The organism is Hymenobacter sp. BT559, from assembly GCF_017571525.1.
In the GTDB taxonomy this organism is placed as follows: Bacteria; Bacteroidota; Bacteroidia; order Cytophagales; family Hymenobacteraceae; genus Hymenobacter; species Hymenobacter ginsengisoli.
Genome location: NZ_JAGETY010000012.1, coordinates 114,912 through 130,700 on the forward strand (window position 1 = coordinate 114,912; position 15,789 = coordinate 130,700).

The following is a 15,789-nucleotide window of genomic DNA, read 5'->3' on the forward strand; positions in this document are numbered from 1 at the left end:
CAGGCTTAGCTACTTGTTTTTAATTTATTAGGTGTTTTGCGCCCGGCTTTTTTAAAGTCGTTAGGCTGGCTTTTTTTCTAATAATTATGCACCCAACCCTCGACACCGACCAGCAGCAAATCTTGCACGACAACCTCGACCATACGCTGTTTTCGTGGTCGAAGCAGGCGGGTTTGAACCCCATTAGCGCCGAGCGGGCGTCGGGTGTGTACCTCTACGACCGCGACGGCAAGCGCTACCTCGACTTCTCGTCGCAGCTCATGAACGTGAACATCGGCCACGGCGACCAGCGCGTGACCGAAGCCGTAGCCGCTCAGATGCGCGAGCTGAGCTACGTGTACCCGGGCATGATAACCAAGGCGCGCGGCGACTTGGGCCGGAAGCTGGCCGAAATAACGCCGGCCAACCTCACTAAGGCCTTTTTTACGCTGGGCGGGGCCGAGGCCATCGAAAACGCCATCAAGTTGGTGCGCATCTACACCGGCCGGCACAAGATTGTGTCGCTCTACCAGTCATTTCACGGGGCTAGCTATGGGGCCATCAGCGTGGGCGGCGACCCGCGCAAGTTCGCCGTCGATAGCCAGGCCATGCCGGGCACGGTGCACGTCGAAAACCCCTATTTCTACCGGTGCCCGTGGCACAGTACCACGCCCGAGGAGTGCGCCCAGCGCGCCGCCGACGCCCTAGAGCGCATTATTGGCTACGAAAATCCCGGCAGCGTGGCGGCCATTTTTCTGGAAGGCGAGTCGGGCACGTCGGGTTGCATCAAGTACCCGCCTGGCTACTGGAAGCGGGTGCGCGAAATCTGCGATAAGCACGGCATCCTGCTCGTGGCCGACGAGGTAATGTCGGGCTTCGGCCGCACCGGCAAGTGGTTTGGCTCCGACCACCACGGCGTGAAAGTCGATATCATGTGCATGGCCAAGGGCATCACGGCCGGCTACGTGCCGCTAGGGGCCGTAATGGTCGATGAGGCTATTGCCAAGTCGTTTGATAACAAGCCGTTGCCTATTGGCCTTACCTATTCGGCACACCCCGTAAGCTGCGCCGCTGCCGTGGCCGTGCTCAATATTTACGAGGAAGACCACCTCCTCGAAAACGCCGTTGAGATGGGCCACTACCTCGATGAGCGCGTGGCCGAGCTGATAAAGCAGCACCCCAGCATCGGCGACTGGCGCAATACGGGCCTCTTCGGCTGCCTGGAGCTGGTGAAAAACCGCCAGACCAAGGAGCCCATGGCTCCCTGGAATGCCACGCCCGACCAGATGACCATCATGAACGAGGTGGCCGCCAAAATCAAGGAGCTGGGCATGTACACCTTCGTGCGCTGGAACTACGTGTTCATCGTCCCGCCGCTGACTATCAACAAGCAAGAGCTGGATGAGGGCCTAGCCATCATTTCGGAGGCCTTGAAAATAGCGGACGCGCACACGCACTAACCTTTTCGTATGGCGATTCTACTAAAAAGCGGCCGTGTTATCACGGCCGATTCGGACAGTATTTGCGATATTCTGGTGCAGGATGAGGCTATTGCCGCCATCGGCCGCAACCTACCCATGCCTGAAAATGTGCAGGTTATCGACTGCGCGGGCAAGCTCATCGTGCCCGGTGGCATCGACCCACACGTGCATTTGTCGATGCCCTTCATGGGCACTTTCAGCAGCGATACTTACGAAACCGGCACCCGCGCCGCGCTGCACGGTGGCACTACCACCGTCATCGATTTTATTCTGCAAAAGCAAGGCAATTCGCTGCGTGCGGCCTTTGAGGAATGGAGTGGGCGGGCTAGCGGCACAGCCGTGGGCGACTATTCCTTCCACATGGCCGTGACGGATTTCAACCCCAACACGCAGCTGGAAATCGAAGACATGGTGAACGAAGGCATCACGTCCTTCAAAACTTTCATGGCCTACAAAGGCGCGCTCATGATTGACGACGCGCAGATGGTGGGCCTGATGCAGGAAGTGAAAAAGCACGGCGGCCTCGTAACGGCCCACGCCACCAACGGCGATATGATTGATACGCTCATTGCGCAGCACCGGGCGCAGGGCAAGCTGTCGCCGCTCTACCACTACCTGTCGCAGCCCGAAGTGACCGAAGCCGAAGCCTCCGGCCGCTTCGCTGACATTGCCAACTACACGGGCGTGAATGCCTACATCGTGCATCTCACCTGCCAGGGCGCGCTCAACCAAGTGCGCCGTGCCACCGAGCGCAACCAGCGCGTGCTCGTCGAAACCTGCATTCAGTATCTGGTGCTCGACGCCTCGCTGTATGAGAACGAGGCCGAAGGTGCCAAGTGGGTCATGTCGCCGCCGCTGCGGGAGAAAAAAGACCAGGCCACGCTGTGGGCTGGTATAAATCAGGGCCTAGTGAATGTGGTGGGCACCGACCACTGCCCCTTTATGTGGGAGCAGAAGCTGCTGGGCAAAGACGACTTCTCGAAGATTCCGAACGGCCACCCCGCCGTGGAGCACCGCATGGAGCTGCTGTTTTCGGAAGGTGTGAGCAAGGGCCGCATCACGCCACAAAAGTTTGTGGAAGTGACCTCGACCAATGCGGGCAAAATATTCGGCCTGTTTCCGCGCAAAGGCACCATCAGCATTGGTGCCGACGCCGACCTGGTAGTTATTGACCCCGAAAAGCAGCACACCATTTCGGCCGCCACGCACCACATGAACGTGGACTATTCGGGCTACGAAGGCTGGGAGCTAACCGGCAAAATCGAGACTGTGCTGCTGCGCGGCCAGGTAGCTATCGAGGCGGGCGAGGCGAGGGTTGGGCCCGGCTACGGGCAGTTTATCAAGCGCGGCAAAACGGCTTTTTGAGCCATTTTACCTAATTCTAACCGGCTGTCCTTGCGAGCGCAACGCAGTGGAGCGCGGCAATCTTTCCTTGTCGTCCGCTTCAGTAGGATTAGTATCCCTGATGACAAGGAAAGATTGCTTCGCAGGCTCGCAATGACAGCCGGGAAAAGACGAAAACAGTAGTTAAAACCATCATTCAATCACCAAACCCACATGGCACGCATTATCAAATCCGGCCTCATCCAGATGAGCCTGCCGATGACCGAGGGCGAAGGCTCTATCGAAGAAATCAAGGAAGCGATGGTGCAGAAGCACATTCCGCTGATTGAGGAAGCCGGCCGCCAGGGCGTGCAGATTCTCTGCTTGCAGGAGATTTTCAACACCCCGTATTTCTGTCCCGGCCAAAATCAGTCGTGGTACGCCTCAGCCGAATCGGTGCCCGGCCCCACTACCGAGCGCATGGCCGAGTACGCCAGGAAATATAAAATGGTGATGATAGTGCCTGTATATGAGCGCGAAGCCGCCGGCTTCCTCTACAACACGGCCGCCGTAATTGACGCCGACGGCACCTACCTCGGCAAGTACCGCAAAAACCACATTCCGCACACCAACGGCTTTTGGGAGAAGTTCTTCTTCAAGCCCGGCAACCTGGGCTACCCGGTGTTCCAAACCATGTATGCCAAAGTGGGCGTGTACATCTGCTACGACCGCCACTTTCCCGACGGCGCGCGCATACTAGGCCTCAACGGCGCCGAAATCGTGTACAACCCCTCGGCCACGGTGGCCGGCCTATCGCAATACCTCTGGAAGCTGGAGCAGCCGGCCCACGCGGCGGCCAACGGCTACTTCATGGGCTGCATCAACCGGGTAGGCGAGGAGAAACCCTGGAACCTGGGCCGCTTCTACGGTACCAGCTACTTCGTGGACCCGCGCGGCCAGATTATCGCCCAGGCCGATGAGTACAAGGATGAATTGCTCATCGCCGAGTTTGACCTCGATATGATTGACGAGGTGCGCGCCACCTGGCAGTTCTTCCGCGACCGCCGCCCCGAGACATACGAGAAGCTGGTGGAGCTGTAAGGTAGCTAGTTACCTGCGCACTAAAAATCAATTGTCATTGCGAGCCTGCGAAGCAATCGCACCGGCACGACACCCGCGCCGCTCACTCCGCTAGGGTCGTTTTGATGCGATTGCTTCGCAGGCTCGCAAGGACAGATGGGTTATTTCTTACCAATAATCAAATGGCCGAATTTTCTACCCCTACCACTGCCCAGGAATTTGCCGAAAACTTCGCGCAGCTCAAGCCACTGATGAACCGCACGGAGGCGCTGTATGAAAGCTCGCGCTGCCTGTTCTGCTTCGACGCGCCGTGCATTCAGGCGTGCCCGTCGGGCATTGATATTCCGCAGTTTATCCGGCAGATAAACTCGGGCAACGTGACGGGGTCGGCCCGGACGATTTACGAGGCCAACTACTTCGGCAACGCCTGCGGCAAGGTGTGCCCAACGGAAGTGCTCTGCGAAGGCGCCTGCGTGTACAACCTACAGGATGTGAAACCAATAGAGATTGGTCGCCTCCAAAGCTACGCCACCACCGCGGCCATTAAGGAGAACAAAAAGCTTTTCGGCCCCGGCCCGGCCAACGGCAGGCGCGTAGCCGTAATCGGCGCGGGGCCGGCCGGTATTTCGGCCGCCTGCGAGCTGCGGTCGCTAGGGTACGAGGTCACCGTTTTTGAGGCGAAGGCCCAGCCCTCGGGCTTGACGGTGTATGGCGTGGCACCTTACAAAATCACCAATGAAGAGGCCCTAGCCGAAATGGCCTATCTGCAAGGGCAGTTTGGCTACGAGGTGCGCTACCACGCGCCCATCACCGGCCGCGCCAACCTGGCCGCGCTTGAAGCGGAGTACGACGCCATCTTCCTGGGTATTGGGCTAGGCAAAACCAGTGCGCTAGGCCTGCCCGGCGAGGATAAAATAAACTGCGTGGGCGCGGTCGAGTTCATCGAAGAGCTACGGATGCGCCAAGCCGAAATGCAGGTTGGCCGCACGGTCATCGTGCTGGGGGGTGGCAACACTGCGATGGACGCTGCCTCCGAAGCCGCGCGGCTAGGGGCCGAAACCGTGCTGCTAGCCTACCGGCGCGGCAAGGAGGAAATGGGCGCCTACGAGTTTGAATATAGCCTGGCCAAAGGTGTGGGCGTGAAAGGATTATTCAACGTAGCGCCGCTCGAAATAGTGGGCGACGACTACGTGGCAGGTGTGCGTTTCATCCGCACCGCCGTGGTCGATGGCCGCGTACAGGAAGTACCCGGCACCGAGTTCGTGCAGCCCTGCGACATGGTCATTAAAGCCACTGGCCAGGCCAAGCAGACGCACTTTCTGCACCACATTCCCGGCCTGGAATTGGATAACCGCGGCCGCATCGTGGCCGACGCGATGGGCCAGACGACCAACCCGCAGTACTTCACCTCGGGCGATGCCCGCAACGGCGGTGCCGAGGTGGTAAATGCCGCCGCCGAAGCCAAGGTGGCCGCCAGGGGCATCTATGCCTATTTGAGCCAGTAGCGCGGACTTTCAGTCCGCGAGTTGAGCCGGTTCCTTCCATTTTATATCCAATCGCGGACTAAAAGCCCGCGCTACTGCTATGCCCGACCTCTCCATAAACTTTGCCGGCATAAAGTCGCCCAACCCCTTCTGGCTGGCTTCGGCGCCGCCCACCAACTCGGGCTACCAGGTGATGAAAGCCTTCGACGCGGGCTGGGGCGGCGCAGTATGGAAGACGCTCGGCGTGCCCGTCATCAACGTGTCCAGCCGCTACGGTGGCGTCAATTACCGCGACAAGCGGCTGGTGGGCTTCAATAATATCGAGCTGATTTCGGACCGCCCGCTAGCCGATAATCTACGCGAAATCACGGAAGTCAAGAAGCGTTTTCCCGACCATGCCGTTATTGCCTCGCTCATGGTGCAGAGCCGGCAGGAATGGCACGACATTGTGCGCCAAAGCCAAGACGCCGGTGCTGATGGCTTCGAGCTGAATTTTGGCTGCCCGCACGGCATGTGCGAGCGCGGCATGGGCTCGGCGGTGGGGCAGGAGCCCAAAATCCTGCAAATGATAGTGGAGTGGGTGATGGAGGTAGCCCAAAAACCCGTCATTGTGAAGCTCACGCCGAACATCTCCGACATTACGGAGCCGGCGCTGGCCGCCCGGCGCGGCGGTGCCGACGCTATTTCGCTGATAAACACCATCCAAAGCATCGTGGGCGTAGACCTCGACCAGTTTTCGCCCTACCCAATAGTAGATGGCCAGGGCACCAATGGCGGCTACTGCGGCCCGGCCGTGAAGCCTATTGCCCTGAACATGGTGAAGAACTGCGCCCAGCACCCTGAGGTGCGCCTGCCCATTTCGGGCATCGGCGGCATCGAGAACTGGCGCGATGCCGTGGAGCATATCCTGCTGGGGGCCAGCTCGGTGCAGGTGTGCACGGCGGCTATGCACTTCGGCTTTGGCATCATCCGCGAAATGGTGAGCGGGCTGGAGCAGTACATGGTGGAGAAAAATTTTCAGACCATTTATGACTTCGTGGGCAAGGCCCTGCCCAACGTGCGGCACTGGGAAGACCTCAATATGAAGTACCAGGTGAAGGCCCATATTCACGAAGAAAAGTGCATCGGCTGCCAACTCTGCTACACCGCTTGCGAAGACGGCGCGCACCAGGCCATCCGGCTGCAAGCCGGCACACGTACGCCCGCCATTATCGAGGAAAACTGCGTGGGCTGCAACCTCTGCTCGCTGGTGTGCCCAGTAGATGAGTGCATTACGATGGAGCGCCGCGATGACGGCAGCCAGCACCTCACCTGGAAGGAGCGCACCGACGCAGGCAATATTCCCACGGAGTTTAACGACGAAAAAGCCGGCGGGCGCCACCACTGGGTGCCCGAGCCGGCCGCCGCCCTCGGCAAAGAGCGCCACAAAACCTTGCCCGGCAAGGCCCGGGCGCTGGGAGTGGGCTAGCGGAAGCGTAGCAGGATAAGCTCGGCTGCTAGGGGGTAAGTATGGCTGGCTTATTGCTAGCCGCCTACTTTTGTCCTACCATTTATCCTTTTCCTCTTATGCCCGCACCTGCCTACTTAACCCAACATCAAAATCGCTTTCTCGAAGAGCTTCTCAACTGGCTTCGCATTCCGTCCGTTTCGGCAGACCCCAAATTTCACGGCGACGTGCTGCGGGCGGCTGACTACCTGAAGGATAGGCTAGCCGAAGCCGGCGCTACGCTGGTTGAAATCTGCCCCACCGCTGGCAACCCGATTGTGTACGGCGAGTATATGGCCGGCCCCGACCGCCCCACCGTGCTCGTGTATGGGCACTACGATGTGCAGCCCGCCGACCCTTATGAGCTCTGGACCTCGCCGCCCTTCGAGCCCGTTATCAAGGACGGCAACATCTACGCTAGGGGGGCCTGCGACGACAAAGGCCAGGTATACATGCACGTGAAGGCCCTGGAAATGATGCTGCGCGATGGGGGCGCCGGGGCGCCCTGCAACATCAAATTCATGTTTGAGGGCGAAGAAGAAGTAGGTTCCAACAACTTGGCAATCTTCGTCCGGGAAAACAAAGAGAAGCTGCAGGCCGACGTTATTCTCATCTCCGATACCGGCATCCTGGCCAACGATGTGCCGAGCATAGAAGTCGGCCTGCGCGGCCTCAGCTACCATGAGGTAGAAGTGACTGGCCCCAACCGCGACCTGCACTCGGGCCTTTATGGCGGCGCCGTGATGAACCCCATCAACGCGCTTTGCGACATGATAAGCAGCCTGCACGACGAAAACCGGCACATCACCATCCCGGGCTTCTACGATAAGGTGGACGAGCTAAGCGCTGAGGAGCGTGCCGAAATGGCCCAGGCGCCGTTCTCCGAAGAGGAGTTTAAGCAGAGCATCGGCCTGCCCGCTGCCGTGGGCGAAGCGGGCTACTCCACGCCCGAGCGCACCAGCATCCGGCCCACACTCGATGTGAATGGCATCTGGGGCGGCTACATTGGCGAGGGCGCCAAGACGGTGATTGCCAGCAAGGCCTACGCCAAAATCTCGATGCGCCTCGTGCCGCACCAGACCAGCGACGAAATTACGGCGCTGTTTCAGAAGCACTTCGAAAGCATTGCCCCGGCCGGTATCACGGTAAAGGTGACGCCTCACCACGGCGGCGAGCCCGTTGTAACGCCCACTGACTCGGCCGCCTACCGCGCCGCCGCTAGGGCCCTCGAAACTACTTTCGGCAAGAAGCCGGTGCCCACGCGCGGCGGTGGCTCCATTCCTATCGTGGCCATGTTCAAAACCGAGCTGGGCCTCGATTCGGTGCTGCTCGGCTTCGGGCTCGACTCCGACGCCATCCACTCGCCCAACGAGCATTTTGGGGTTTTCAACTTCCTGAAAGGCATCGAAACCATCCCCGAGTTTTACAAAGAGTACGCGGCTGCGGCGAAGTAGTCGCTTGCCCTGCCCTCAAAATACAAGCCCCGGCCTCCACACAGGAAGCCGGGGCTTGTTGTTGGCAGGCAGCTAAAAGCAGGCCTGGCAGCTGCCGGTTTTATTTGCCGAAAGCGTAGCTAAGGTTCAGCCAAAAAGTGTTCGACTTTAGACTATTGTTGCCGATAACAGTCGAGGTATTGTTCTTAAAGACGTTGGTAGCGCCGCCGTCGTAGCGAATACCAATGCCCAGGCCGGAGCCTAGTTGATAGCCCACGCCCGCCACGTAATCGAGGACCACGGTATTCACGTCGCTCTTCACATTATCACCGGCCTCGTTTTTGGCCGTTAGCGCAAAATTAACTTCTGGTCCTAACTCAAAAAACAGCCCGCTGGCGTGCAGTCGGGCTAGCAGCGGCACGTTGATGTAGGAAATATCGCGGCTGTAGGCCTCGTTACTGGCATCAAAATACTGCAGCGTGTACAGCGCCTCGGGGTGGAAGGAGAACATCTCGCTGAAGTACACGTCGGCATTTAGGCCGGCCTGGTAGGCCGAGTGGTTCACCGAAGAATAGGGGCCGTTGTCGCGAAGGTTGGTGCGGCCGTAGCCGAGCGTGATACCTACCGTATTAGCGGGCTGCTGGGCATGGGCCGCGCCGATGGCCGCGATGCAAAGCCCGAGGGTAAAGAATGATTTTTTCATGTTAGCTAAGAATAGCCTATAGGATAATGGACCGGATTATCCGGTGTGAGCCTTATACCTGGTTCAATCGTAGCAAGTTGCTTCATCAAATATTCATAAAAAATAACCCTCCCACTTGCTTCTACACAAGTGGGAGGGCCGGAGTAGCTACCGCAACGAGCTAGTTGAATGAATAGGTAGCGTAGAGCTGGAAGGCGCTGTTGCGGATACGTGGCTGCACTGTCACGCTGCCGTTGGTGTAGGAATTGGGGAAGTTGGTGAAGGCGCCGTTGTAGCGCAAGCCAACGCCCAGGCCGTGCTTGAGCTGATACCCCAGGCCTGCCAAATAACCAAAATCGACAGATTTGTAAGAAGGTTTTGCGTCTATCGATGTGCTGCCTGTCTCGTACTTAGCTGCCACTAGAAAACCGACCTGTGGGCCGGCTTCGAAGAAAAAACCGTCGGTATTTACATGAAAGGCAAGCGGCACATCAATATAATGCAGTCGGTAGCCAGCATCGGCCCCATTTATTTTGGCCCCCTTTTGGGAGTACAGCAGCTCGGGCTGGAATGCAAAGAGTTTAGCAAACCCAATATTGGCAAAAATGCCGGCATGGAAACCAAAGCGGTTGTTGAAGTCGTGGCCTGAGCCGTCCTTGGCATCGGCGCCTACGAAGTTGGTGAGCGAAGCGCCCGCCTTGATGCCCAGCGAAACATTGCCACCGCGCCCACGATACTGCGCCTGAGCGGTAATACTTACGCATAGGACTACGGCCAGCAGAAGGAGGAGTTTCTTCATAAAACAAAAAATGACGGAATGGTTGACTGGGCAAAGCTAGGCCCCAATTTGGGCTGGTAGCCATAAAAAAGCCGGCCCTTGTACGAGGGCCGGCTTTAAAAGCAAGTAAACTAACGGCTTATTTGCCGCCAAATAGAAAGCCTACATACAGCTGGAAAGCGCTGTTTTTGGCATTACCGGCATCTGCAGTGACCGTGCCATAGGGGGTACTGTATGTATATGACTTGCCTACATTGGTGAAGCCGCCATTGTAGCGCAGGCCAACCATAGCTCCACCTTCAGTTTGGAAACCTAAGCCAGCAGCATAGCCAAAATCAACTGTTTTGTAGCCGTCTTTCACATCGGTGGTAGTGCTGCTTGTCTTGGCTTTGGCCGAAGCTAGGAAACCAATTTGTGGTCCTAGCTCAAAAAACAGACCTGTAGCGCCGGTTGATACCTTTGCCAACACTGGTACATCAATGTAATTCAGGTTTATGCGATTATCGCTGTTGCTGTTGTCTTTGGCACCTTTCATAGAGTAAAGTACCTCAGGCTGAATGGAGAACATATCGTTTATGGCAAAATTAGCCATTACCCCGCCGTTGAAACCAAATTTATAGGCAGTGCCATCAGTGTCTTTGCCAGTTACACCAGTGAGCGAAGCACCGGCTTTTACACCGAAACGTGCGCTTTGCGCTTGAGCAGCGCTGGCTACGCCTACTGCCAGGGCTATAAAAAGAGAAGTCTTCTTCATAGGAAGAATAGAGAAGTGTAAAAAAGGTGAATTACGGCGCAAAACTAAGCTCGGCAACTGTTAGATTATATTCATATTCCGAATAAAGAGAAAATAAAAAAGCCAGTCTCTAAGTAGAAACTGGCTTTTTTAGAGTTATACCTTGACTAAATGCAAAAGCTTAGCTCTTGCCGCCAAACAGGTAGTGCACCTGAAGCTGGAACACGCCATTGTGGAAGTTGTTGGAGCCTTGCAGCGGGGCACTGCCCGTGCCGAAGCCATCCTTATACACGTTGGAGAAGTCGCCGGTGTAACGCACGCCCAGGCCAAAGCCGCTCGTAATCTGGTAGCCAATGCCACCTACGTAGCCGATGCCTACGGGCACCATCCGGTCGCGGCTGTTGTATACAGTTACTTCACTTGGGTCGCCAGCCTTGCCACCTTGCGGGCGGAAAAATTCACGGTCGCCTACGGCAAAGCTAGCCTGCGGACCAAGTTCGAAGAAAAGGCCCTTGCCCTCTTCGCCAGTATTCACTTTAAACAATACCGGCACGTCGATATAAGAGAGCGTGGAGCGGTAAGCATACCCATTATACTGGGTAGTAGATGCTGTGTAGTTTACTTGGTCGAGGTAAGCACCTTTCTGCGAGTACAAGCCCTCGATTTGGAGCGAGGTCATATCAGAAAGGCCATAATTTACGAGCACACCAGCAGTGAAGCCTGGCTTAAAGCCAGTGTTGGTGCCAATGCTGCCACCGCCCGTGTACGAGCTCAGGCTGAAACCACCTTTTACACCATATTTTAGGACGCCGCTCTGGGCATTGGCAGCACCAGCGAAGCCGGTTAGAAGGGCAAAGGAAAGAAGTACTTTCTTCATGATTGAAAAAAATGGGGTTAATAGTCCCGGGTCAGTTTAAGAATAGAATAGCTAATGGAAGAATTGACCGGGAATGCGCCTTATACTTGCTGGAAAGAAGTCGGGTTGGCATTCTGAACGAAATTTGATTTTTGGGCCCGGCCGTGGGCAGGCGGGTAAGGCCAGACGTAGTTTTGAAATAAGTTTGGCTAGTTGATGTAGTCTTGATTGTATCAGAATTTGCAGGGTCTTAGTTACTATATACTTACCGGTATTTTGCTGGGCGGCCTGGTGGCGGCCGGGCGGGCGCAGGCAGTGGCGCTAGCCCCCCCCGACTCGCTAAAAATGGCCGCGCCTCCCGGTCCATTTATTTTTGGCGTTTATGCGCAGGGCAGTAGTATCATCAACCACACGGTACCCGTTAGCCACCTTATAGCCTCGCACCCTACGGGCATTGAGCTGAACGTGCAGCGCCAAACCACCGGGGCCGCGCCCTGGCACGGCTGGTATAAGTACCCCAAGGTGGGCCTGGCACTGGTGTACTACGACTACCACAACCCGGTGCTAGGCCGTAGCTACGCGGCTACAGTGTACTTGAGCAAGCCCATCAGCCGCACGGCGCGCCACGACCTGAGCTTTCGGCTGGGCACGGGGCTAGCGTACTTCCCCAATCACTACGACCTCTATACCAACCGTAAGAACACGTTTGTGAGCTCGCCGCTCAATGCCACGCTGCAAATGCGGCTGGAGTACGACGTGGCCCTGACTGACCACCTAGGTCTGCTCTTGGCGCTAGCCCTCAACCATTACTCTAACGGTGCCACCGCCAAGCCCAACTTTGGCATCAACCTGCCCACGCTGCAAGTAGGCCTCAACTACCATCAGTGGCGGCTAGGCCCCGCAGCGGGCGCGCCCGAGCCGGCACCTGCTGATGTGGGGCACAACTTCTTGAACATTAGCACTAGCCTGGGTTACAAGCAGCGCAGCAGCGGCGACCCGAAGCACTACCTGGTGAACTCGGTAACCCTGGCCGCCGGCCGCCGCCTCAACCGCAAAAGCAATTTGCTGGTGGGGCTAGAGGGTTTTTACGACCGTTCGCTGCTAGCTGCGCTGCGCGACTCGGCTCGCAGCCAAGAGCACCTGCCCGACGTGAAGAAGGCAGGCGCTTTTGTGGGCCACGAGCTGTTATTCGGGCGGCTAGCCCTCGTTACGCACCTTGGGCTGTACTTCTATAATCCGTACAAGTCGAATCCCGTTTACTACGAGCGCCTCGGGTTGAAATACCAGTTTACGAACGTGATTTTTGGTGCTATTGACCTCAAGGTCCATCGCGCTGCGGCTGATGTTATTGAGTTTAAAGTAGGGGTAAAGCTTTAGCCACCTTACCAGGCACTTGCCCTCAAACAGCTGGGGCTAGGCTGGCGCTGGCCGGCTTGCTGGTATTTAGCTTTTTCGGCTATTATGGCATATGGCACGGCATGGTGCCCGCAATGGTTTTGGGCGTGGCCGGGGTGGTTGCGCAACCGTATTTTGGGGTTTGTAGGCGCTTATCTCGCGGCCGTGGTGGTTTTTTTGGCCGCGAGTCTGCACTTCATTCTCTGGCGCTGGCTCTTCCGATGGCCCGCTACTATCCCTGCTAGAGGCACAGCGGCGCTACGCGGGCAGTGCGGGCCCGCAAGCTGCCCGCTAATGGCCGCCAGCCGCTACCAGCGATTGGTTAATCTGTTTGATTAGCCCCGGCCCTTCGTAAATGAAGCCGGTGTAGAGCTGCACCAGGGTGGCGCCAGCAGCTAGCTTTTCCAGCGCATCCTGGGCCGAATGGATACCCCCAGCCCCGATAATGGGCAACTCGCCCTGGCTGCGGCGGTGCAGGTAGGCAATAACCTCAGTAGCCCGTGCGCGCAGTGGCCGCCCGCTAAGGCCGCCTGCGCCATATGCTGCCACCGTGGCCGCCGATGTGGCTAGCCCCTCGCGGCTGATGGTGGTATTGGTAGCCACCAGCCCGCTAAGCTTGGTTTCGCGGGCTATTTCCAGGATGTCGTCGAGCTGGGCGTCGGTGAGGTCGGGGGCGATTTTGAGCAGCAGCGGGCGCGGGGTGGCGCGGGCCAGGTTGCGCGCCTGCACTTGCTGCAAGAGGCTGATAAGTGGCTTCTTATCCTGCAGTTCACGCAGGCCCGGCGTGTTGGGCGAGCTGACGTTGACTACAAAATAATCGACCACCTCGGCCAGGGCTTCAAAGGCAGCTACGTAGTCATCGGCCGCGCGCTCGTTGGGGGTATCCTTGTTCTTGCCGATGTTGCCGCCGATAATAAGCTGCCGGTTCTGGCGCCGGGCTAGCCGCGCCGCCACGGCCGCCGCTCCGTCGTTATTAAAGCCCATGCGGTTTAGCAGCGCTCCATCCTGCGGCAGCCGAAACAAACGCGGCTGCGGATTGCCGGGCTGCGGCCGGGGCGTTACTGTTCCGATTTCCACAAAGCCAAAGCCCAGGCTCGCCAGCTCATCCGTGAGCACCGCATTCTTGTCGAGCCCCGCTGCCAGGCCTACGGGGTTTGGGAAGCGTAGGCCAAAGACCTCACGCCCCAGGCTAGGGTGCTGGTAGTTGTAGAGGCCGCTCAGCAGCGCGCCGGTGCCCGGCAATTGGCTGACTCGCTTCAGGTTATCGAAAACGAGGTGGTGCGCTCGCTCGGCATCGAGCTTGAAAAGCAGGGGCTTGACGAAGGATTTATACATCAGGGGAACGCGGCAACCGCTTAGCAGCCGGGCAAAGTTACCCCGCCCAGCCCTCCCGGTCGAGCGAGCGGTACTGAATGGCCTCGGCCAAGTGCTGAATCTGAATTTCGTTGTTGCCCGCCAGGTCGGCAATGGTGCGGGCCACTTTCAGGATGCGGTCGTAGGCACGAGCGCTCAGGCCGAGGCGCTCCATAGCAGTTTTAAGCAGGTTGCGGCCGGCTTGGCTTATCTGGCAAATATCCTTTACCATCTGCGACGGCATCATGGCATTCGAATGAATATCAGGCTGCTCGGCAAAGCGCTTGCTCTGGATTTCGCGGGCTTTCTCAACGCGTTGCTGAATGTCGTGGCTGGTTTCGGCCTTGCGCGTCTCAGCCATTTGGTCGAAGGTGACGGGCGTCACTTCCACGTGCAGGTCGATGCGGTCGAGCAGCGGTCCCGATACCTTGTTCAAATACTTTTGTACCACGCCGGGACCGCACACGCACTCCTTGTCGGGGTGGTTGTAATAGCCACAGGGACAAGGATTCATGCTGGCTATGAGCATAAAATTGGCCGGAAAGTCGATGCTCACCTTGGCCCGCGAAATGGTAACGCGGCGCTCTTCCAAAGGCTGGCGCATCACCTCCAGCACGGTGCGCTTAAACTCGGGTAGCTCATCCAGAAACAGCACGCCGTGGTGCGAAAGCGATATTTCGCCTGGCTGCGGGTTGCCGCCACCACCCACTAGGGCCACATCGGAAATGGTATGGTGCGGCGCCCGAAACGGCCGCTGGCTGAGCAGCCCTTGGTTGCTGCCCAGCTTGCCGGCCACCGAATGAATCTTGGTGGTTTCGAGCGCCTCCTGCATGTTCAGGGGCGGCAAAATGGTGGGTAAGCGCTTGGCCAGCATAGTTTTGCCCGCGCCGGGCGGACCTATCATAATCACGTTGTGGCCGCCGGCCGCGGCTATTTCCAATGCCCGCTTGATGTTTTCCTGACCCTGCACATCGGCAAAGTCGGCAGCGTATTGGTTGGCAGTGTGCTGGAAGATGTCGCGGGTGTCAATGCGCACGGGCTCAATGGTTTCGCGACCTTCAAAGAAGTCGATGGCCTGTTGCATCGTCTCCACCGGAATCACGTCGAGGTTGTTGACAATGGCCGCCTCCTGCGCGTTTTCCTTGGGCAGAATAATGCCCTTAAAGCCTTCCTTGCGGGCCTGAATAGCAATCGGCAGCACGCCCTTGATGGGCCGCACCGCACCATCGAGGGCTAGCTCGCCCATGATGATATAACGCTCTAGTTCCTCAGTGTTTAGCTGCTGCGAGGCGTGCAAGATGCCCAGGGCAATGGGCAGGTCGTAGGCCGCACCTTCCTTCCGAATGTCGGCCGGGGCCATGTTCACGACCACTTTCGTGCGCGGCATGCGGTAGCCCCGCAGCTTCAGCGCCGACTCGATGCGCTGCTGACTTTCCTTAATAGCATTATCGGGCAAGCCAACCACATAAAAATTTGTACCGGCCGTGACAACTACTTCAATGGTAATAGTATACGCATTAACACCCTGCACGGCGGAGCCGTAGGTCTTGGTTAGCATAGGTTTTAGTATAACGATTTTACTTACAAAGAAACGCTATGCTAAAGCATAAACGATGACGCGCCCCACAAAAAGAACGTCATGCTGAGCCCCGCAAAGCCTCTCGCTCGCGCCGCTAGGGGTACTAATCCTAACGATGCGCGCAAGAGCCTTCGCGGGGCTCAGCAT

At 57.7% G+C, this 15,789-nt stretch carries 13 protein-coding genes; 7 read left to right on the plus strand and 6 right to left on the minus strand.

What is annotated here, in order from left to right; translation table 11 throughout:
• Positions 1-86: 86 nt before the first annotated feature.
• The 6 genes from J4D99_RS16350 (at position 87) to J4D99_RS16375 (ending at position 8,287) form a co-directional block, all read left to right on the plus strand.
• The gene (locus tag J4D99_RS16350; protein ID WP_208132805.1) at positions 87-1,439 is read left to right on the plus strand and encodes an aminotransferase class III-fold pyridoxal phosphate-dependent enzyme; all 1,353 of its coding nucleotides are present in this window, start codon (positions 87-89) and stop codon (positions 1,437-1,439) included.
• 9 nt (positions 1,440-1,448) lie between these two features.
• Positions 1,449-2,825: a dihydropyrimidinase gene (gene hydA / locus J4D99_RS16355; protein ID WP_208132806.1), complete on the plus strand. Its 1,377-nt coding sequence runs from the start codon at positions 1,449-1,451 to the stop codon at positions 2,823-2,825.
• A gap of 192 nt (positions 2,826-3,017) precedes the next feature.
• Positions 3,018-3,884 carry a nitrilase-related carbon-nitrogen hydrolase gene (locus J4D99_RS16360; protein WP_236018701.1) on the plus strand — a complete coding sequence of 289 codons (867 nt, stop codon included), beginning with the start codon at positions 3,018-3,020 and terminating at the stop codon, positions 3,882-3,884.
• 161 nt (positions 3,885-4,045) lie between these two features.
• Positions 4,046-5,368 (plus strand): FAD-dependent oxidoreductase, encoded by a 1,323-nt coding sequence (locus J4D99_RS16365; protein ID WP_208132807.1) that lies wholly within the window; start codon positions 4,046-4,048, stop codon positions 5,366-5,368.
• A gap of 79 nt (positions 5,369-5,447) precedes the next feature.
• Positions 5,448-6,815, plus strand: coding sequence for an NAD-dependent dihydropyrimidine dehydrogenase subunit PreA (gene preA / locus J4D99_RS16370; protein ID WP_208132808.1), 1,368 nt, complete (start codon positions 5,448-5,450; stop codon positions 6,813-6,815).
• A gap of 98 nt (positions 6,816-6,913) precedes the next feature.
• A complete protein-coding gene (locus J4D99_RS16375; RefSeq protein ID WP_208132809.1) occupies positions 6,914-8,287 on the plus strand; it encodes a dipeptidase in 1,374 nt (457 codons plus the stop codon).
• A gap of 100 nt (positions 8,288-8,387) precedes the next feature.
• Here the strand turns inward: J4D99_RS16375 and J4D99_RS16380 are convergent, their stop codons facing one another.
• The 4 genes from J4D99_RS16380 to J4D99_RS16395 form a co-directional block, all read right to left on the minus strand.
• Complete coding sequence (locus tag J4D99_RS16380) at positions 8,388-8,969, minus strand: porin family protein (protein WP_208132810.1); 582 nt, start codon at positions 8,967-8,969, stop codon at positions 8,388-8,390.
• A 160-nt stretch (positions 8,970-9,129) separates the two neighbouring features.
• Positions 9,130-9,747 (minus strand): porin family protein, encoded by a 618-nt coding sequence (locus J4D99_RS16385; RefSeq protein ID WP_208132811.1) that lies wholly within the window; start codon positions 9,745-9,747, stop codon positions 9,130-9,132.
• Between the two features lie 118 nt (positions 9,748-9,865).
• The gene (locus J4D99_RS16390) at positions 9,866-10,480 is read right to left on the minus strand and encodes a porin family protein (protein ID WP_208132812.1); all 615 of its coding nucleotides are present in this window, start codon (positions 10,478-10,480) and stop codon (positions 9,866-9,868) included.
• A 160-nt stretch (positions 10,481-10,640) separates the two neighbouring features.
• Positions 10,641-11,336, minus strand: coding sequence for a porin family protein (locus tag J4D99_RS16395; RefSeq protein WP_208132813.1), 696 nt, complete (start codon positions 11,334-11,336; stop codon positions 10,641-10,643).
• Positions 11,337-11,591: 255 nt separating this feature from the next.
• On the opposite strand from J4D99_RS16395, the gene J4D99_RS16400 reads away from it, so the two are divergent.
• The gene (locus J4D99_RS16400) at positions 11,592-12,692 is read left to right on the plus strand and encodes an acyloxyacyl hydrolase (protein ID WP_208132814.1); all 1,101 of its coding nucleotides are present in this window, start codon (positions 11,592-11,594) and stop codon (positions 12,690-12,692) included.
• A gap of 309 nt (positions 12,693-13,001) precedes the next feature.
• On the opposite strand, the gene J4D99_RS16405 is transcribed toward J4D99_RS16400, so the two are convergent.
• Positions 13,002-14,045, minus strand: coding sequence for a quinone-dependent dihydroorotate dehydrogenase (locus J4D99_RS16405; RefSeq protein WP_208132815.1), 1,044 nt, complete (start codon positions 14,043-14,045; stop codon positions 13,002-13,004).
• A gap of 37 nt (positions 14,046-14,082) precedes the next feature.
• Positions 14,083-15,621: a YifB family Mg chelatase-like AAA ATPase gene (locus J4D99_RS16410; RefSeq protein WP_208132816.1), complete on the minus strand. Its 1,539-nt coding sequence runs from the start codon at positions 15,619-15,621 to the stop codon at positions 14,083-14,085.
• Between the last annotated feature and the right edge of the window lie 168 nt (positions 15,622-15,789).